General features: G+C 52.4%; 19 protein-coding genes and 2 tRNA genes. 9 read left to right on the top strand and 12 right to left on the bottom strand.

Going from position 1 to position 19,327, the window contains the following annotated elements:
* Positions 1–17 precede the first annotated feature (17 nt).
* Both BLP79_RS03455 and BLP79_RS03460 read right to left on the bottom strand, forming a co-directional pair.
* Complete coding sequence (locus BLP79_RS03455) at positions 18–1,832, bottom strand: ABC transporter transmembrane domain-containing protein (protein WP_090216327.1); 1,815 nt, start codon at positions 1,830–1,832, stop codon at positions 18–20.
* A gap of 819 nt (positions 1,833–2,651) precedes the next feature.
* Positions 2,652–3,338, bottom strand: a complete 687-nt coding sequence (locus BLP79_RS03460) for a CbiX/SirB N-terminal domain-containing protein (RefSeq protein WP_090216330.1) — start codon at positions 3,336–3,338, stop codon at positions 2,652–2,654.
* Positions 3,339–3,546: 208 nt separating this feature from the next.
* Between BLP79_RS03460 and BLP79_RS03465 the strand changes: the two genes are divergently transcribed.
* From BLP79_RS03465 to BLP79_RS03505, 9 genes are all read left to right on the top strand, one after another.
* Positions 3,547–3,620: transfer RNA gene (locus tag BLP79_RS03465), tRNA-Gly, on the top strand.
* A 132-nt stretch (positions 3,621–3,752) separates the two neighbouring features.
* Positions 3,753–3,965 (top strand): DUF6538 domain-containing protein, encoded by a 213-nt coding sequence (locus BLP79_RS03470; protein WP_332835855.1) that lies wholly within the window; start codon positions 3,753–3,755, stop codon positions 3,963–3,965.
* A gap of 3 nt (positions 3,966–3,968) precedes the next feature.
* On the top strand, positions 3,969–4,520 hold the full coding sequence (locus BLP79_RS03475) for a hypothetical protein (RefSeq protein ID WP_090216338.1): 552 nt from the start codon (positions 3,969–3,971) through the stop codon (positions 4,518–4,520).
* On the top strand, positions 4,480–5,028 hold the full coding sequence (locus tag BLP79_RS03480; protein ID WP_090216340.1) for a hypothetical protein: 549 nt from the start codon (positions 4,480–4,482) through the stop codon (positions 5,026–5,028). Before BLP79_RS03475 ends, BLP79_RS03480 begins: the two co-directional genes overlap by 41 nt.
* 88 nt (positions 5,029–5,116) lie before the next feature.
* A complete protein-coding gene (locus BLP79_RS03485; RefSeq protein WP_139163163.1) occupies positions 5,117–5,527 on the top strand; it encodes a hypothetical protein in 411 nt (136 codons plus the stop codon).
* A 19-nt stretch (positions 5,528–5,546) separates the two neighbouring features.
* Entirely contained in the window at positions 5,547–5,975 is a 429-nt protein-coding gene (locus BLP79_RS19920; RefSeq protein ID WP_139163164.1) for a plasmid mobilization protein, read from the top strand.
* Positions 5,969–7,021, top strand: a complete 1,053-nt coding sequence (locus BLP79_RS03495; RefSeq protein ID WP_090216347.1) for a relaxase family protein — start codon at positions 5,969–5,971, stop codon at positions 7,019–7,021. The genes BLP79_RS19920 and BLP79_RS03495 overlap by 7 nt, the downstream gene beginning before the upstream one ends.
* Positions 7,012–7,200: a hypothetical protein gene (locus BLP79_RS03500; RefSeq protein ID WP_090216350.1), complete on the top strand. Its 189-nt coding sequence runs from the start codon at positions 7,012–7,014 to the stop codon at positions 7,198–7,200. Before BLP79_RS03495 ends, BLP79_RS03500 begins: the two co-directional genes overlap by 10 nt.
* 83 nt (positions 7,201–7,283) lie before the next feature.
* The gene (locus tag BLP79_RS03505) at positions 7,284–8,231 is read left to right on the top strand and encodes a site-specific integrase (RefSeq protein ID WP_232716292.1); all 948 of its coding nucleotides are present in this window, start codon (positions 7,284–7,286) and stop codon (positions 8,229–8,231) included.
* Positions 8,232–8,299: 68 nt separating this feature from the next.
* Here BLP79_RS03505 and BLP79_RS03510 read toward each other — a convergent pair.
* The 10 genes from BLP79_RS03510 to BLP79_RS03555 all read right to left on the bottom strand — a co-directional run bounded on the left by BLP79_RS03510 (position 8,300) and on the right by BLP79_RS03555 (position 19,321).
* A tRNA-Cys gene (locus BLP79_RS03510) sits at positions 8,300–8,373 on the bottom strand.
* Between the two features lie 597 nt (positions 8,374–8,970).
* Complete coding sequence (locus BLP79_RS03515) at positions 8,971–10,608, bottom strand: ABC transporter ATP-binding protein (RefSeq protein WP_090216356.1); 1,638 nt, start codon at positions 10,606–10,608, stop codon at positions 8,971–8,973.
* Positions 10,605–11,420, bottom strand: a complete 816-nt coding sequence (locus tag BLP79_RS03520) for an ABC transporter permease (protein WP_090216359.1) — start codon at positions 11,418–11,420, stop codon at positions 10,605–10,607. Before BLP79_RS03520 ends, BLP79_RS03515 begins: the two co-directional genes overlap by 4 nt.
* Positions 11,417–12,373 carry an ABC transporter permease gene (locus tag BLP79_RS03525; RefSeq protein WP_090216362.1) on the bottom strand — a complete coding sequence of 319 codons (957 nt, stop codon included), beginning with the start codon at positions 12,371–12,373 and terminating at the stop codon, positions 11,417–11,419. Before BLP79_RS03525 ends, BLP79_RS03520 begins: the two co-directional genes overlap by 4 nt.
* 10 nt (positions 12,374–12,383) lie before the next feature.
* Positions 12,384–13,973: an ABC transporter substrate-binding protein gene (locus BLP79_RS03530; RefSeq protein WP_090216923.1), complete on the bottom strand. Its 1,590-nt coding sequence runs from the start codon at positions 13,971–13,973 to the stop codon at positions 12,384–12,386.
* Between the two features lie 341 nt (positions 13,974–14,314).
* A complete protein-coding gene (dtd, locus tag BLP79_RS03535) occupies positions 14,315–14,761 on the bottom strand; it encodes a D-aminoacyl-tRNA deacylase (protein ID WP_090216365.1) in 447 nt (148 codons plus the stop codon).
* A 16-nt stretch (positions 14,762–14,777) separates the two neighbouring features.
* A complete protein-coding gene (locus BLP79_RS03540; protein ID WP_090216925.1) occupies positions 14,778–15,866 on the bottom strand; it encodes a TFIIB-type zinc ribbon-containing protein in 1,089 nt (362 codons plus the stop codon).
* 83 nt (positions 15,867–15,949) lie between these two features.
* Entirely contained in the window at positions 15,950–17,110 is a 1,161-nt protein-coding gene (locus tag BLP79_RS03545; protein ID WP_090216369.1) for an SPFH domain-containing protein, read from the bottom strand.
* Between the two features lie 61 nt (positions 17,111–17,171).
* A complete protein-coding gene (locus tag BLP79_RS03550; protein WP_090216372.1) occupies positions 17,172–18,320 on the bottom strand; it encodes a Hint domain-containing protein in 1,149 nt (382 codons plus the stop codon).
* 65 nt (positions 18,321–18,385) lie between these two features.
* Positions 18,386–19,321, bottom strand: a complete 936-nt coding sequence (locus BLP79_RS03555; protein WP_170830446.1) for a DUF2927 domain-containing protein — start codon at positions 19,319–19,321, stop codon at positions 18,386–18,388.
* Positions 19,322–19,327: the final 6 nt, after the last annotated feature.

Consider the following 19,327-nt stretch of genomic DNA (forward strand, 5'->3'; position numbering starts at 1 on the left):
GGATGGGAGTATTTTGATCACTGTGCAAGCTCTTGTAGAGATTGCCTAACGTCACTTCCGTCTGTGAATTGCAGCCGCGCAAGCCGCGCATACAACCCGCCCTGTGCGACAAGTTCATCATGAGTGCCGGTTGCGACGATGGCGCCATCTTCCATTACGACAATGCGATCGGCTTTTTTGACGGTGGCCAAACGGTGCGCCACGACCAGCGTAGTGCGCCCTTGGCTGAGTTCATCGACGGCAGCTTGAACCAGTCGTTCACTTTCTGCGTCCAATGCGGATGTGGCTTCGTCCAACAGCAGAACCGGGGCGTTTCTTAAAATAGCACGAGCGATGGCGATCCGTTGTTTTTGCCCACCAGACAGCATGACGCCGCGCTCACCAAGGAAACTGTCGTAACCATCAGGCAAAGCGGTGACAAAGTCATGGGCTGCGGCAGCACGGGCCGCGGCTTCGATCTCATCATTTGTGGCGTCAGGGCGGCCAAAGCGAATGTTTTCGCGTGCTGAGGCGGCAAAGATGACGGGGTTTTGAGGCACCAAAGCCATATGTTGACGAAAGGCGCTGCGTTGCAGCTGATCTAGCGGCAGCCCGTCCAAAAGGATCTGGCCAGCGTTAGGATCATAACAGCGCTGGAGAAGTTGTATAATTGTGGTCTTTCCCGCGCCAGATGGCCCAACAAACGCGATGGTTTCCCCCGGTTTGATATCCAGTGACACCGCATCAAGGGCTTTTGCATTTAACCGTGTTGGATAAGAGAATGTAACATCTCGAAATTCAATCTGGCCTTTTACGGTGTTGGGAAGCATTTGAGGGGCGACGGGATCTTTGACGCTGTCCTCAGTCTCTAGCAATTCTATCAAACGCTCTGTGGCACCTGCCGCGCGCTGCAGTTCGCTCCAGATCTCTGAAAGCGCGGCGACAGACCCCGCGACCAGGATTGCGTAGATCACAAATTGGATCAAAACGCCTTCGCTCATGCGGCCCGCGCGTACATCGTTTGCACCGATCCACAGCACGCCTACGACACCGGAAAACACAAGGAATATAACGATCACGGTCAAATACGCACGTGTGCGAATGCGGCGTTGTGAAACCATATAGGCGGTTTCGGTCAGGTCTGCGAACTGGTCGCGACTTGCCTTTTCATGGGTAAAGGCCTGAACTGTTTGCACGGCACTTAAAGCTTCACCCGCGTTTCCGGACGAGGCTGCAATCCAATCCTGATTTTCTCGGCTGATGCTGCGCAGCTTACGCCCTAAAAATAGAATAGGCACCACGACGGCCGGGACGATAAGCAGAACCAGGACGGTCAATTTGGCAGATGTCAGGAGCATCAAAACGAGCCCCCCCATAAAGATCAGCATATTGCGCAAGGCGATAGAAGCTGATGAACCAAGCACAGATTGGATCAATGTTGTATCGGTGGTGATCCGGCTGAGCACTTCACCGGTCATGATCTGTTCAAAGAATGCCGGGCTCATTGCAATGGTGCGATCAAAAACGGCCTTGCGAATGTCCGAGACCACGCGTTCCCCCAAGCGTGTCACCAAAGCATAGCGCAGCCCGGTCCCTATGGCCAATAGCGCAGCGATCGCCAAGGCCGCCATGAAATATTGATTGAGCAAAGCTGCTTCTGACAGGCGAAAGTTATCAACAACGCGCCGCACTGCGAGAGGCAGAGTAAGAGAAACAGCTGCTGTCAGGACCAGAGCAGCAAGGGCTGCTGTCATCAATAGGCGATAGGGGTAAATAAATGGCCAAAGCGCCTGCAGAACACCAATTTTGCGCGACGTTGCACGGTCTTCCTGCGATTGCGGAGCTTTTGCCATGGAGAATCCTTCGCGATGGTTTGTCGGCGTTAGAAGCCAGCAGCTTCATGACCTTCACCAAGGCAGAGGTCAAGCAGTCAAAATATCGCGCTTTGGAGGTGACCAGAAAGGTTTGATCGATTGAAGCAAAGAGGGGGCTTAGATCGTCGTCATGGGCTTTTATATTATGCAATCAGGTACAATATAATCTGTTCGCGGGGCTTACTATTGTGAACACGCGAAGTGTTCAGCAGGCTTCAGTGTCTATGTCATGTTTTTATTCTATTTCAATGACTTGATGTACTTTATCACTGGGGTGGATCGCTTAAAACAGCTTTACCTCGGAGGAGGCGTATATAGCTAAGAGTTTCTTTTGAACAAAAACATCAGAGCGACCAGGGTTAGAATAACAGCTGATGATACAAATGGATACATTAGCAAACAGACCCAGAACGGGAAGCTAAATTTGAAATAACAAATAATGGACGTGATCAGTCCTATAAGAATACCCGGAAACGCCGCTGCCCAAATCATTGAAATTCCACTCCCACGAGCATCAAGTTAAACGTACCTCTACTATGAATTGAAAGTGCTCAATAGGTTAGTTTCGCTGATAAAAAGGCTATATTACGTGACGTACTGCATATGTACGCAATCTTGCATCTATAATTCAAGTCTGAGGTGGATACCTATTTCGTGAAGAGTTGCACGCAGATAACAGGGAATGATGCAATGTTATTTTGGTTCAAGGTTTTAAGAAAGGTAAATAGTGGCGCGTGGTTCAGCTTGAGGCGATGTCGGCGCGTTTGGCAGGACAGTTACTTAGGTCGGGTTTATACTTTATTCTCTGTGGGTGCGAAGAAGGGTCTGAGCGATCAAAGAAGGAACCTCTGATAACGCTCCAATGACAGGGAGTGTTACCCCCTGAAACGCAGCCTCTGTTAAGCCTTCTGGGATGTCTTCTTGCACGTGGTCGCCAGCTTGCGCAAAAAATGGCAGACAAAAGCTTTGCGGTGGCAGCGCCTTGGCTGCCTCTGCAATTGTTGGGCGTTCTTCAACAAATCCACAAGAGATCTGAGGTCCGGGAAGTTCATGCCGGAGCGCCGCCGCAAAAGCTTGCGCAGCATTGGCGGCGCGAGGTCCGCGTGCCGAGCCATGTGCTGCGAGCAATATTTGGCTTTCTTCAGGCTTCCAACCTTGATGTATGAAAGCACTAGACAAAGCTTGAGCCGTGAAATGCGGTAAGTTTGGGTCTAGGCCAAAAGGTTCAGCATAAGTTACGGCGATGTCTTTCAGACGTTTCGGTAGAACATCTGCGGTAAACCAACCTTTGGCCATAAAGAAAGGATAGATCACGGCACCGGGTTCAACTTGTTGTTCTAATCTTTCAGGTGTTGAAAGCGTCGCAGATCTGACTTCCCATCCGGGTAAATGCGTGGCCACTTGTTCTGCAAGCTCCGCAAGTTTTTGTTCTGGGGGACGCGGGGCCGAGGGCTGGCCATGAGAGGTCAAAACAGCGAGAGGCATAGGTATTCGCACCTGTGTTACAAACAGTATTTGAACCAGAAATAGAACACAAAAGCCAAAAAGCGAACTTGTTCGATAAAGATTTTATCGACGTAAATGCAAAATGCTCATGTGTTGAACAACCCGCCAGAACAGAAATGGGAAAATTCTTGCAAATTAGTTGGTTGACCTTCTCTGAGGCTTCCCATAAATGAAGGTTCAGAAATGAGCGGGTATGGTGAAATGGTATCATAAGAGCCTTCCAAGCTTAAGGTGCGGGTTCGATTCCCGCTACCCGCTCCATAAAAATTCTTTCACACAAAATAGAACTCAGCAATAATGCATACGTAGTTTTGCTTTTGTATTGTTCACATTGATTCCCCCACGAAACGCCACACATAGAGTCTTTGCGGGGCGAGCAAGGCACAGATTAAAATGGTAGGTCGAACTTACAGATTTCACATGCGTGCGCCCAAGCGGTTTGCGGTTGTTGAGCGTCGAAAAGAGATCGATCTTTCACTAAAGACGTCGGACTTGCTGCATGCAGAAGCCAAAGGGCTAGAGCAGGAAAAAAGTCTGCAATCTATGTGGGAGGCCCGCATGGCTGGGCTGAACCCTGATTACGAAGCGATCATCAAATACTGCTAAGCTATGTGGATTACATATAGTCCGATTGAAGAGCAAAACGACGATGAATTTCTGTCGCGGATGAAGAGCCTTGACCCAAAAGACAAGATTCAGGCGCAATCGCTCATGGGAACAGTAAAGTCTTGCGGGCTACTCGTTTCCAAGTGGCGTGACGCATACGAGAGAATCGACAGCTATCGCCTCAAGAGCAAAAATGAAGAGCAGTGGCGCATTTGGAGGATACCATTCAATCGGGCTGCTGCTCTTTTGGGGGAAATTTGCAGTGATCTGCAGTTGCAGGAAATTAAAGCTCATGAAGGTTTACCATTCCGTGATCACCTTCGCGCCCAGGTCGAGAGTGGAAAGATCACAGCAAACACCGCCAATCGCATGATTGGATCGCTGCAAAAGATGTTCAAGGAAATTTGCCGCGATGAAAAGCTTGTCGTAGTGAACCCATTCAACGACCTGCGCCTTAGGGAGGCAAAGACTAAAGGCAGACCCATATGGCACAGGGCTAACCAAAGGTGGTCTCGTGAAAGCCCACGCAGAACACATCGATGGTGCCCGAGTTAACAAGGGTGCATCCAAGATCGCACGTCATGCCTTCCTGCAGTTCCCAACAGATCTCGACATCACTCCAGAGACTGAGCAGATGATGCTCGATCAGGCAGTCGAGTTCGTGAACCAAACGCACGGCGGCCAGGCAGTGTTTCGTGGGCGGCTTGATCGGGATGAGAAAGGCAGACACGGGGTCGATGTATTCTTCGCACCGCGTTACGCGAAGACAACAAAGCGCGGTAACACGGACTGGATCAGCCTTACGAAATTCGGAAAGGAACGGGCCGTCGAAACCTTCGGGCAAAAGCCGCTCCGAAAGAAGAACAATGAAGGGGAGTTCAAACCAGTTGAAGACGACGACGGCAATCCGGTGATGGTCGATTGCGATAGCCAATACTATCAGGGGCGGGCGTTTCAGGATCTATGGTTCAAGCACCTGCGGGATCAGGTCGGCCTGGATTGGGTGGAACGCGGGAAAAGGAAGCTCGGCCGCGATCAGGATCGGTTGGCTGTTTCGCACTGAAGGTCGTGGCGCGGGCAATCACACAGAGTATGACCTTCGCGCTCCCGCCAAAATCATCCCGTTTCGCCCGAAGAAAAAGGGTGCACCAGTGAGCTTTTCGGAAGGTCGAAAGGGCTCATCGGCGGTAGGTAAAGGGCGCATGGGTGAGCTTTCCTATATAGAGATAGAACAATCCAAAGAACAAAACCCCGCGCTTGAGCCGGATCTGCCGGATGGAGGGCCATCCGGCTCGGCGCGCGGGGGTGGTGCGCCAACCGTTTTCGTTTCTCGCCAATCTTTCGGTTGCCGCCAGTGGGAGCAATTCACCGAGCGAATGTTTGGCGCATGGATCGACCGGGTACTTCCCGAATCCATCGAAAATGGAGAACGCGGATATTGGTTGCCTGCCAAGTTCCCCCCAACCAACAAACACGACTGGCCCGAGTGGCGTAGCTGGCTAATCAATTCGGGCTGGACCCTGTTTGCACCTTCGAATCAGGAGTTTTGCCATGCGGTTTGAGCAAAGAGCAAGGCGACCCATGTCATACGCTGGCGCTGTTGACACGGGACCTTGCGAGAGGTGGCAAGCCTCCCCTTCGAACCCCACCGGCGGAGGCACGCCCCACGCCAAAGCACCGCTCACCGAAACCTTCGTCTTTCGGTGCAGCGCTGCTGAAAAGGTCGAGCTTCGCGCAAAAGCCGAAGCTGCGGGTGTACCTGCCGCGACCCTTCTACGTGAAGCCCTGGGGCTGACAGAGGCTCGTCGTCGCAAGCCAGCACCCAGTGTTGATCCTACGCTCGTGCTGGCCGTTGGACGCATAGGCGGCAACCTCAACCAGATTGCGCGATTTGCGAACCGGGCGCTTTTGGCTGGGCGCGTTGACCTAAATACGCTTGCAATGGCCCGCCAGCTGGTTGTGATCGAGCGCCAGCTTGCTCTGATACTTGATGAGGCACAGCAATGCTGATCAAGTTCTTTTCCAACGGCAAGGGCGCGGGCGCTGGTCCAGTCGGCTATCTCGTAGCCCGCGAGGTGCTGGCCTATGACGCCAATCGCCATCTGATCCGCGATGCTGAGGGCCAACCAACGACGGTCACACGCGACCCTTTGCCCGAAGTGTTGCGCGGCGATCCTGCACGCACCGAGGCCCTGATTGACGCTAGTCGCAATCAATGGACCTACCGCGCGGGCGTGATCAGCTTTGCCGCCGAGGACGCACCCAGCGAAGCGCAGCAGGCCGAGGTCATGGACGCCTTCGAACAATTGGCCTTCTCCGGGCTGGACGGCGAGCAATACGACATGCTCTGGGTCCGTCACAGCCACGAAGGCCGTATTGAGTTACATTTCTGCAGCCCGCGTTTGGAGCTGACCACGGGCAAAAGTCTCAACATTGCGCCACCCGGCTATCAGACCGCTTATGACAGTCTGCGCGACCTCATGAACAAGACGCATGGCTGGGCCGACCCGATGGACCTAGATCGCGCACAGGAAGTCCAAGCCACCGTTGAAGCCCCAACGCGGGCACAAGGTCGCGAAGAACTGCACGAATGGATTTTGGGCCAGATCAGTGTCGGCACCATCAGCGACCGCGCCAGCATGGTCGATGCTCTGACCGAGGCAGGTTTCGACATTCCCCGCGCGAGTAAGAATTACATCACCGCCAAAGACCCCGACACGGGCGAACGCTGGCGATTGAAAGGAGAGATTTTCCATGACGACTGGCAAGCCGAACCGCCTAGCCGAGAAATTGAACGCGGACCTGGAAGCGATCCGCAAAGAGCACGCCGACTTGATGGCTTTACAATTGCAGAGCTTCAGGAGCGATATTCAGGACAGTGTGAGGCTCGCGCGGGATACAATCGAAACCGATACCAGCACGTTTCTGGATTGGAGCGGGAGAGCCTGGCAGGACCACATCAACACGATCAGGCGTTTGATGCGGATTTCACCATGGATGGTGGGCTTGGCGTGTCTGTTGATGGTAACGATGTAGGGCAGCACAAATGTCTGTAGTTCAATCTCATTCTAAGGCGAAGCAAGTAGTGTCTCTGCTGATTTCAGAGGCCAGAAAGGCAGGTTGGTTACATGCAAGATTTGAAATCCGTCCAGACGGAAGCGTGACCGTTGAAGCAGGCATGAGGGAGCATGTTGGAGCGGATGATTTCTTTGTTGAAGATTTACGAATGAAATAATGACACGCACAGCATTACCCAAATACGTCTATTCGGATCGAGGTTATTTGCGGTTCATTCGCCGGTCTCGCGGGCAGTCTGTCATGATGAAAGAGACTTTCGGATCCGTTGAGTTTTGGGAGCACTACAACAGGTTGGTGAATGGAGCTCCTGCAGTCAGTTCGGGGCGTCGAACATTCGAAAACCTCATCCTAAGCTATTATAAGAGCAAGAAATTTGAAAAGTTAAAGCCAAGAACCAAACAAGACTACAGAACCTATATCGGTCATATCCGGGAAATTTGGGGTGAAAAAGACCCAGCGAAGATCGAGACCAAGCATATTTATGGTTTGCAACAAGCAAATGCTGACAAGTGGAGGCGAGCTAACTACCTAGTGCAGGTAATGGTGGTCCTCATGAATCACGCTCGCTTGATTGGGTTCCTTCCACGTGATCAATCCAACCCTGCCCACGGAATACCTCTTCTTGAGCAGGAGGGGGATGGTTGGGAACCGTGGCCTGATAAGTTGCGGAAAGAATTTGAGCAAAAAGCGACACCACGGGCTAGACTCGTATACGAACTGAGCATTGGTCTTGGTCAAAGAATTGGAGACACGCGTAAAATCCGGTGGTCTGACATCCAAGATGGCGCTTGGGATTTCAATCAAGGGAAGACTGATAAGCCACTTTGGATACCTTTGACCAAGAGGCTGCAAGATTTCTTATCAGAGGTTCCGAAGGCTGGAAGTACTGTGCTCACAAATCGCTCTGGAGGCCCCGCATCTTATCGCTCTTTAGCTGGAGAAATGAGGGACGTGAAAGCTGGTTTGGAATTTGACCGAGCGCAAGAGTACGTGACTCACGGCCTTCGAAAGAATGCAACCATAGAGCTCTATCTAGCTGGTTGTGACGACGAGATGGTCAAAGCGGTGACAGGACATTCTGGTGTGGAAATGCTGAAAAAGTATGGTGGTCAAGTTCGCCAGAGAGAGCTGGCAAGGCGTGCGCAGATCGCTCGCAATTCAAAAGAACAAGACGGGACCGAAACGTGAAAGTTTCAACGGTTGTTTCAAAAACGGCAGTGAAGGAGAAGAAGGATGACGCAAGTCATTGATTTTATTGGAGGCGAGTACCGGAATCGAACCGGTGTACACGGATTTGCAATCCGCTGCGTCACCACTCCGCCAACTCGCCTTTTCTATGACTTAATGTGTGTCCGTGGTGTTGTTCACACTGTCTAGGCCATTCTTTATGGATGTTTCTATTGGCTTGCAACCTAAAAACAATACTTCTTGGTGAGCTCTCTCCGAAATTCGGACACAGACGTAAGCTACGATTTGTTGTCTGCAGATTTTCGACGAGAATGAGATCAGAGATATTGAAACGAAAGAACCACAGCCCTGAATTAAGGCGAAAGTCCTGCTTGAAGCATTGAAGAGCGAATGGGTCGAGTTCTACGCTCACAAACGTCCACGCAGTGCCCATGGTGGCAACCTCCTAGCTGTGATCTATTGGCTGAGATAAAGACGAAACCGAACCCGGTCCCGGTCCGCAGGAGCAAAGAGTAGCTTAAGCTACGCTGAAAACTGCCCAAACATTGGAGATTAGATAAGTATCCACTCCTCTTCGCGATTAGTAGCAAGACTCGCCATCCCTTCGTGGAAATCGAGGGGTTTTAAACTTAGCGACCACTAGGTTTTACGAATTTTAATAATTTGGTTGAAAGCGAACAAGCCAGCGAGTGGCTGGCTTGTTGGCGGAGAAATTATATCGTTAAAAGCGCGCTCCAGATCAGTTACCGGCGCTTTCCATTTTGCGGTTGGCGACGACGCTTTCGAGCCAACCCAGACGCATCTCTGGAACAGAGCTCAGTAGGAGGTCTGTGTAGTCGTCAAAGGGGGGAGAGAGGACTTCGCTTTTGCTGCCATAGCGTTGCAGATTCCCTTGGTACATCACCGCGATCGTGTCGGAGATCGCGCGCACTGTCGCAAGATCATGGGTGATGAAGAGATAGGCAACATCTTCGGCTTTTTGCAGGTTGAGTAGGAGTTTCAAAATGCCGTCTGCAACCAAAGGATCCAGTGCTGAAGTGACCTCATCACAGATAATTAACTTTGGTTTTGCCGCCAAGGCGCGTGCGATACAGACGCGCTGCTTCTGACCTCCAGACAATTCTGCGGGATAACGATCTAGGAATTTTTCTCCCAGTTCGATCTCATCCAGCAATTCAATCACACGTTTGCGTTTTTCTGCGCCACGCAGGCCAAAATAGAATTCAAGCGGGCGGCCAATGATGGTTCCAACAGTCTGGCGCGGGTTCATCGCAGTATCTGCCATTTGGTAGATCATCTGCAACTCACGCAGGTCATCACGACTGCGGCCAGCCAGTTCAGGCGACAAAGTGCGCCCGGCAAAGCTGATTTCCCCGGCACGTGGCGGCAACAGCCCCGTTATGACACGCGCTAGCGTGGATTTTCCCGATCCGGACTCGCCGACTACGGCAAGGGTTTGGCCAGGGTGCAGTTCAACAGAAACGTTGCTCAGCACGTCATGTGTAAGACCCTTGTAACGCGCAGAGATCCCATCAACCTTGAGCACCGGATCTGAGTTTGGGGTTTTTTCCTCGTGTTCGATAGAGCGAACAGAGACAAGCGCTTTGGTGTACTCTTCCTGAGGGTTGTTAATAATCTGATCAACCGAGCCATATTCCACCATGTCGCCCATACGCAGGACCATTATATCATCACTGACCTGAGCCACGACAGCGAGATCATGGGTGATGTAAAGTGCGGCAACACCGGTGTCTTTGATGGCTTCTTTGATAGCCATCAACACATCGATCTGTGTCGTAACGTCAAGTGCGGTGGTTGGCTCATCAAACACAACCAGATCGGGTTCAGGGCAGAGTGCAAGGGCCGTCATACAGCGCTGCAGCTGGCCTCCTGAAACCTGATGAGGGTAGCGATCACCAATATTGTCGGGATCTGGCAGGCCCAGTTTTGCAAACAGGGTGCGTGCGCGAGCCTCTGCCTCGTTGCGGCTGAACTTTTTTTGTTCAACAGCGGCTTCGATCACCTGTTCCATGATCTTCTTGGCAGGATTGAAAGAGGCAGCTGCGGATTGCGACACATAGGTTACCTCTGCGCCACGTAGGGCGCGTATATCACCCAGTTTTGATTGCAGGATATCGCGCCCATTCACCCAGACTTCGCCACCAGTTAGCTTTACGCCGCCGCGTCCATAAGCCATGGAGGCCAGACCAATTGTGGACTTTCCCGCACCTGACTCTCCAATGAGGCCAAGAACCTTGCCACGTTCAAGGTCAAAACTGACCCCGTGGACGATCTCGATATCACGTGGTTTCTCACCCGGCGGGAAGATGGTCGCGCCAATCTTAAGGTCGCGCACTTTGAGTAAAGGTTCGCTCATCCGCGGCCCCCTTTCAGAGAGGTGGTTCGGTTCAGGACCCAGTCAGCGACCAGATTCACTGAAATGGCCAAGGTTGCGATGGCAAAAGCAGGGATCAGCGCAGCAGGTATGCCGTACACAATGCCTTCTTTGTTTTCCTTCACGATGCCGCCCCAATCAGCCTCTGGTGGCTGAACGCCAAGGCCAAGGAATGACAATGTGGAAACAAACAGAACCATAAAGATAAAGCGCAGTCCCATTTCGGCAATAAGCGGCGAAAGCGCATTTGGCAGGATTTCACGGAAAATGATCCAGCCGGTTTTTTCACCTCGAAGGCGGGCTGCCTCGACATATTCCATGACAGAGATATCAACCGCGACCGCCCGCGCCAGACGGTAAACGCGTGTGCTGTCCAAAAGCCCCATGACAACGATTAGGATTGGTATGGTGACAGGCATGACCGACAGTACAACCAAGGCAAAGATCAGGGTTGGGATCGACATGATGAGATCGACAAAACGCGATAGGAGCTGATCCGCCCATCCGCCAACAACAGCTGCAAAAAAGCCAAGAATGGAGCCGATCACAAAGGAAAGCAGTGTTCCTGCCGTCGCAATAAAGATGGTTGTACGGCCGCCGTAGATCATACGGCTCAGCAGATCACGCCCGATGTTATCGGTGCCTAAAAGATAGCTGCTGCTTGCTGGTTCCCAGACGTCTCCAACAATTTCACCAACGCCATAAGGCGCGATGAGAGGGGCAAAAATTGCCATAAAAAAGTAGATGCCGGTAAAGAACAGCCCGATTTGTGCTGAGATAGGAATGTTCTTCATTTGGGATGCCTCAGACGTGGATTGGCAAGGATCGAAATGATGTCAGCCAGCATATTGAGACCGATATAGACGGCTGCAAAGATAAGGCCGCAGGCTTGCACGACTGGAACGTCCCGCTTTGATACATGATCAACCAGATATTGCCCCATGCCGGGGTAAACAAAGACCACTTCGATCACCACTACCCCTACAACAAGGTAGGCAAGGTTCAACATGACAACATTGACGATTGGTGCAATCGCATTAGGGAAGGCGTGGCGGTAGATCACCTTAAAAGAAGACAGGCCTTTCAGCTCGGCCGTTTCAATATAGGCGGATTGCATCACGTTCAAAATGGCGGCACGTGTCATACGCATCATATGGGCTAACACCACCAAGGTCAGAACTGTGACGGGCAGGGCGATTGCATTTAACCGTTCAAGGATCGACATGGAGTCATTCACCATGGCGACCGAGGGGAACCATCCAAGGCGTACCGAAATAAAGAACATCAGCACGTAACCGATCAGAAATTCGGGTATCGAAATCGACGCCAACGTCACCGCTGAAATCAGTTTGTCGGGCCAGCGGTCCTTGTAGCGCACCGCGAGAAGGCCGAGGAAAATCGCAAGAGGCACCGAGATCAAAGCAGCCCAGAAGGCCAAGAACAGGGTGTTGCCTAGGCGCTTGGAGATGCTTTCGGCAATGTCACGCCCATTTGTAAGCGCAGTGCCAAGATCACCTTGGAGCGCATTGAAGAGCCATGAGAAATAGCGTTGCAATGCAGGCTCGTTCAAGCCGAGTTCACGACGCATGTTTTCCAGCGCTTCTGGAGTGGCAGATTGACCGAGGATGGACTGGGCAACGTCCCCTGGTAGGATCATCGTTCCCGCAAATATCAGCGCTGACGCTGCAAATAAAAGCAGGAGGCCCAGCACAAAGCGCTGGGCAACCAAAGCGATTACCGGATGCATGAACTGGGCCTTATGCCTTCAGCCAGCATTTGATTTGCGCCGCATTGTTCATCAATGGGCTGTTGGGGTCGACGGCATACCCGCCAACTTTGTCAGAAATCGCGTCCACAAAGTCGTTAAACATCGGGCAAATTACGCCGCCTTCGTCGCGCAATGTACGTCCCAGTTGCGAATAGATCTCTTTCCGTTTTGCGGGGTCGACCTCCGCACGTGCGGCAAGAATTTGCGCATCAAAGCTTTCGCGCTTCCAGCGGGTGTCGTTCCAATCCGCGCTAGAGAGATAGGCGGTTGAATACATCTGGTCCTGAACAGGACGACCTGACCAGTAAGACGCACAGAACGGTTGGGCATTCCAGACTTCGGACCAGTAACCGTCGTTTGGTTCACGCTTAATCTCAAGCGGAATACCTGCGGCCTGTGCAGACTGTTGGAACAGAGCCGCTGCATCAACCGCGCCTGGGAAGGCACCATCTGCAACACGCAGAATGATGGGCGATCCATCATGACCTGATTTTTTATAGTGCTCTGCTGCTTTGGCCACGTCATATGTACGCTGGGGAATGCTATCATCAAACAGCGGATAGGCTGCATTGATTGGCATATCGTTGCCAAGCCCACCGTAACCCCGCAGGATTTTGTCAACCATCTCTTGGCGGTTGATCGCATATTTCAGCGCCAGACGCAGTTCGTTTTCATTGAACGGGGCAGTGTCCACGTGCATAACGAATACATAGTGACCTGGGCCAGCGACGTTCTTCACATGCAGATTGGGTGCACGATCCAGCAATTTCGCGATCTTTGGTTCAACCCGGTCAATCATGTGTACCTGACCAGATTGCAAAGCTGCGGTTCTTGCAGTCGCATCGTTCAACACAATCGTTTCAACCTCGTCGGCGAATCCGCGATTGTCATCCCAGTAGTTTGCAAACTTTTTGAACTGATGGCGCACACCGGGTTCATCAGCGACAACTTCATACGCGCCTGCGCCAATGCCTGCGGCGGGGCTGTCAAAACCACCGTCGGGCTGGATGACGAGGTGGTAGTCAGAAAGAAGATAGGGCAGGTCAGCATTGCCGGTTGCCAGATTGACGATGAAATTGTCGCCATCGGCTTTCATGGACTCAATGCCGCGCAAAAGGCCAAGCGCGCCTGATTTACTGTCTTCGTTGGAATGACGCTCCATTGTGCGCAAAACATCTTCGGCAGTTACGGTCTTGCCGTTGTGGAATTCCACACCCTTGCGGATTTTAAATGTCCAGGTTTTTGCATCGGCCGAGGATTCAACGCTTTCTGCGATACGAGGGTCAATCGTGCCTTCAGCGCTGGTTTCAACAAGACGCTCACCAAAGGTGGTAACGTTTGTGATCGGCAGCTCTGACGCAACGGTTGCAGGGTCAAGCGTATCGGTGGATCCGCCGCCGCCTCGACCGACTTTGAGGAGGCCGCCGCGCACGGGACCAGCAGCGTCAGCTGCGGTCGAATATAGATTACCTGCAACCACGGCACTGACGCCCAGGGCAGCAGCTTTGCCCATGAATTCACGCCGTGTCATTTTTCCTGCGGTTACACTGCGTGACAGGTGATCAAGTTGGTCTTGCATGGAGTTCTCCCTGTTGAACTTTATTGCTTTACGCATCTTTTCCAGCGCGATGATTGAAGAGATGCGCTTTGGATGCAACCCGGCAAGTTCAAAAAGCGACACAAGGTGCGTCGGTTTCAGGTCTTGCGGAGTATTGTTTTTCCAAATTTATGTCGCAAAGAAAGGTTTAGGGGTCGTTTGTAAAGAGCTGAGCGTCTTTAAAATCAGATGTAGGTGAAAAAAGCGACTTTTATCTACCGATTTACGTCAGAATGAGAAGATGTCACTTTTTAGTCATTAATTGAGAGAATTACAGGCTGATGGCACGAACTCTGACTAAGCATTCAGAGAATCTGGCTCTGTTATTTCTGATCGCTGTCGATCCAGATGGTTACAGGGCCATCATTCGTCAGCGCGACTTTCATGTCGGCTCCAAATTGCCCTGTGGCTGTGTTCAGCTCCAATGTGTGACACTGTGAAACAAAATAATCGTAGAGGTTTCGACCTACCTCTGGCGATGCCGCTGCGGAGAACCCTGGACGATTGCCTCTCCGCGTATCGGCTGCCAGAGTGAATTGGCTCACCACCAAGAGAGATCCGGCGACATCCTGCAGCGAGCGGTTCATACGGCCCGCATCGTCGCGAAAAATCCGCATTCTAGAGATTTTTCGCAACACATAGTCTGCGTCTTCTTTTTCGTCACCCTGCATTGCGCAAAGCAGGACCAAAAGGCCGTTTGCAATTTGGCCTATGATCTCTCCATCCACCGTGACAGAGGCTTCTGATACCCTTTGAACAACTGCGCGCATAAGACCGTTCCCGTAATCAACGGCTGCCGAGATATGCGGCGGCACCAACAATGACAAGAGCGGCAACTGCCGCAAGCACTATTTTGATCGCGGAATAAGGGCGCTCGCCCTGAACACGTCCGGTTTGGCCATTGATAACAAAACGATAGCTTTTGCCCCGGTATTTATAGGCCGCCATCCACACAGGTAAAAGAACATGCTTGAAAGTGACATCTGAGACCTCGGTTTGAAGTTGATCAATGCGCTGTCGATCCCCCCCAATGTCAAACCGGACGTCTCGCCGGATAACTTGGTCCATCTTTTGACGAGCATCCCCAAATCCCTCTTTGAGGTCCACCGCATAGGCTTCTGCTCGAAACCCTGCCAGATAGCGAGGTTGATAGGGATGAAGATGTGACAAATCCCAGGGTTCCAGCCCCTCAGTGTGTTTTTGCGGCAAAGAGCGCGACCCCAATACAAGGACATCATCAAAAAATCGCGCAACCCGCCCAGACGCGCGACGCCAGCGCGTTTTGGCGACCTGTCGCGTTTGTTCTTTGCCATCTATTACGATACGTTGGGTTTCATAATAGATGGTGCCGCGTTGTCCCTGATAATGGCTGCGGGTGTGCGCATCAAAGGTCCAGAAGGGCACATAGATACCTTCCATTCTGCGTCCTTTGCGCGCGTATTGTTGCAGGCCATTTGGGGCAAACCAGAGGCCACCTAACCAGTCGTTCATGGCTTTCTGTGCATCGCCTTCTTGCACGGCGAAAGGCAAAACGCCCTTGGGTTTTATGTGACGATGCGCACCGGTATCTCCCACGACGGGTGTTGCGCAAAACGGGCATTCACGGGCATGGGTTGTGTCGTCGAATTCAACCTGTGCAGCGCAATTGGGACAAGAGGTAACACGTGTGACCTCCATTTCAGCCTCGGGTAAATTGGCGGCAAGGGCTGCTGTGAAATCCAATTCTTCCAATGCAGGTGGTGCGGGTTCACTCAAAACATCGGTATGCCCGCAGTGATCGCAGGTGAGGCTGCCAGAGGCCGGATTATAGCGGTAGTCCGCGCCGCATTGCTCACAGGGGAACCGATGCGTTTCAAGTTCAGACGTGTCGGTCATGTCTCGATCGGGCACGGGAGGAGGTGTGCTCACCATGATGGGTCTTTCGTCAGATCATAGAGGAATACGACAGATGCGGAGGGCTACACACCGGGTGGCGGAGGTGGTGGCGGAGGCGGCAAGATCGTAAACAATTGCGCAAGCTCCATTACATCACCGGCCGCTTTCCAGCCATCTTGGCCTGGGGTCCACACCAGGGTTTCACGGGTGAGCGTGCTTTCCTGCGCCATGCGTCCCAACCGTGCCTTTGAAAAAGGGCCCTTGGTCGCGCCATTTTCTGCAATATGCCAGACATGCTCGACAGGCGGGGGAGGTGGTGGCGCCGCCACAGGTGCTGTGGCTTGCGGCGCAGCGGGTGCGGGGCGCGCGCCCCATGGACCTACGGTTTGACCCGCTGCCTGTGTTGCCATGTTCTGGGCCATTGCCATGCCCATTCCCATGCCTAGACCTGCCCCCATGCCACTGTTTGGCGTTTGCGCCGCTGCTGTCATCGCCTCAGCTGCCGAAAATTGTGTATAGCGGCCCAGATCTCCAACAATTCCCATCTGAGTGCGTTTATCCATAGCTTGCTCAACTGCGGGCGGCAGAGAAATATTTTCGATGTACAACTCTGGGATTGAAAGCCCGTAGTCGGAGAGCGTCCCTGAGATTTCAGCTGAGACCAGTTTCCCGAGGTCCGCTGTATTTGCCGCCATATCCAAAACGGGAATGCCAGAGCCGGCAATCACTCGGCTGAATTCCTGGACAATAATATTGCGCAGCTGGAATGAGATCTCATCCATGGTGAATTCGCCATCCGTGCCCACAATTTCTGTTAAGAAACGAGCAGGGTCTGCGACGCGAATGCTATATGTTCCAAACGCCCGTAGTCTGACCGGGCCAAATTCTGGATCCCGACAGATAATAGGATTCTTTGTACCCCATTTGAGATCGTTGAATCTGGTCGTGTTTACAAAGTAGATTTCGGATTTGAACGGAGACTGAAACCCATGATCCCAATGGTTCAGCGTTGTCATGATCGGCATGTTATTGGTTTCAAGCATGTACATGCCCGGCGTGAAAACATCTGCCAGTTGACCCTCGTGTACAAAGACAGCAGCCTGTCCCTCGCGCACGGTCAGCTTTGCACCATATTTGATTTCATGCCCTTCACGTTCAAACCGCCAGACCATTGTGTCGCGGCTGTCATCTACCCAGTGAATGACATCAATGAACTCACCCTTCAAAAAGTCGAAAATACCCATAAGGTTCCCCAAGACAAAATCTAATCTGAATTTAGCGGGGAAGTATGACGCAAGCCAAGCGCTATATTTGTGCAGCGTGCTGGGCTGTGCGTTTTACGGTCCACAGGGCGCGTGCCGGTTCATGCTCTGGCAGGCTTAGAAGTGCGGCGCGTTCTTGCTTGGGTGCATATTGTAAGCTGACTGGACCTGCATAAAAGCTTTCTGTTGGGGCACCGTTGCTGATCACAACCTGATGGGCCTCAAAGACAAGGTGATGGTAAGTGATGCGTTTACAGCTTCGCAGCTGACGCACGCCTGGGCGTTTTAACAAGGCTTTGGCGGGTACCAGCACCTCTTGGCCTGTGGGCGTGTGGATCAACATTCTATGCTGTGGTGAAACCACCAGTTTTCGATGTGGCCGACCACTGCCCAACGCACCAAAGTCAAAGGCAATTGGATGATCCTTTTGATGTTGCGGATCGCTGAAATCCAGTTTGCGTATCAAAATATGGCGCAGGGGTTGCGGACCATTGTCTAAAGTTATGATTAGGTCACCGATCGCAAGCGTTTCGACTGGCTTGGGGCCGTCTGGGGTTTCGATCAGCGTGCCAGACGCAAAGCAAGGCACGAACACTTTGTCATATTCGTAGGCGCCCGCTGTATCGTTGAACTGGTAAGAATATCCTGCTGCAAAATCGTCTTGTATCGTATGGCCGTCGACAGTTCCAAGATTCACAGTCCCGGGGAAGCCAGGAAGGCTTTCGATCTCAGGCGGCGTACTGGACATGTTGAAGGTTATGTATTCGCCGGAGCTGGGGTTGACGAGCGCGACAGCTTCTGGCGTCGCACCTGACATGCCTTCCGAGAGAAAGTTGGTAGAGGTGCCACCTGCACCAGATTCTACACCACCTTCTGAGGCTTCTTGTGCCCAGACCGGGGCAGAACCGGAAATTTCATTGACAACATAGAGGGTCTCTCCGGGGGAAAGAACAGTGCCAGCTGGGAAAGTGTGGAACAAACCATCTTGCGCGATGTCAGGCGCATTGAAACCAGCAGAGTCTGACCAGACCTGCCAGCCGGAAATATCAAGAGGAGCGCCGGATGAGTTTGTGAAAGAGACAAATTCGTCTTCCTGGGTCGCTGTCCCATCTCCATCGGTGTCGAAAACGGCGCCGCCGCTATTGTCACCATATACCTGATCAAAACGTATGCCAGAAAGATTTGCTGCCATGGTTTGCCCCTTTGTTTGGGTGAACCATACGAGAACAGGCTTAGACAGAGGTTAATGAAAAAGGCTTATGGCTTCATTTCATTTAAGATATCGAGCAGTAGGGGCCGTGCGGCCTCTGGGTTCATACCGGGTGTGAGGCGTGAATCGTAGAGGATGCGCAACAAGGTTTCATCATGGCTGGTCAGGCGCGCAAATTCATCATCATCATTAAAAATCGATGGTCGCGCCTTTGGGCTGTCATTTCGCAGCCCAAGGCCTTGGGCGACCTCTTCGTGCAGGCAGGCTTCACGGGTCCGCGCAGGGTGTTCTGAACGGATCAAAGCGACGGCATTGGTATAGGCAAACGGAGCCTCACTTGGTCCACCTGCAATAACGATGCAGTAGTACAGGCGGGGAGCATCCAGCAAAGAGGAAAGTTGGACGGTATCAATTCCGGGAAGATGTGATGTGATCTGCTTTTGTACAAAACGACGATCATCAAGCCCGGCGTAGATTACTTTGAAGTTGCCATCTTGCGTCACATTGGACATGGGATGACCCGTCACACGGTTGAGCCGCTGGGTATATCGTGTCAGCGCTGCGCGGTCCGTTTTTTGTTGTTCTTCCGAAATTGAAGGACCAAAGACAGGCTCAAATCGGACCGGATCTTGCCAGCGACTGAGCGCACCACTGGAGCCTAGGCCTTGGCGAAAATGTTCATCAAAGAAGGCAATCGTTTCAAAATTGCGTAGGAGATCCTCGTCCGAGTATGGCGTGTCTGGTCCGCCACCATCACGGCGCAACAACCCACGTGTGAGCAGGTCCTGCTCCAGCCCGCGATAGAACTGGGCCAACTCAGCACTTGCCACCGAAGGGGGCGCGGGCCTAGCCAGCTGCGGTGGTCGGCTTTGCGGCACCAAGGACGTGGGCGGTGGAGCGAGTGGTGCACATCCCACCAGAGTAGCCATTGCAAGCGAACAGGCCACGCGCATTTTATGTAAGTGAGGTCGCAAATACGCCATGTGGCC

This window comes from Epibacterium ulvae (genome assembly GCF_900102795.1).
GTDB lineage: Bacteria > Pseudomonadota > Alphaproteobacteria > Rhodobacterales > Rhodobacteraceae > Epibacterium > Epibacterium ulvae.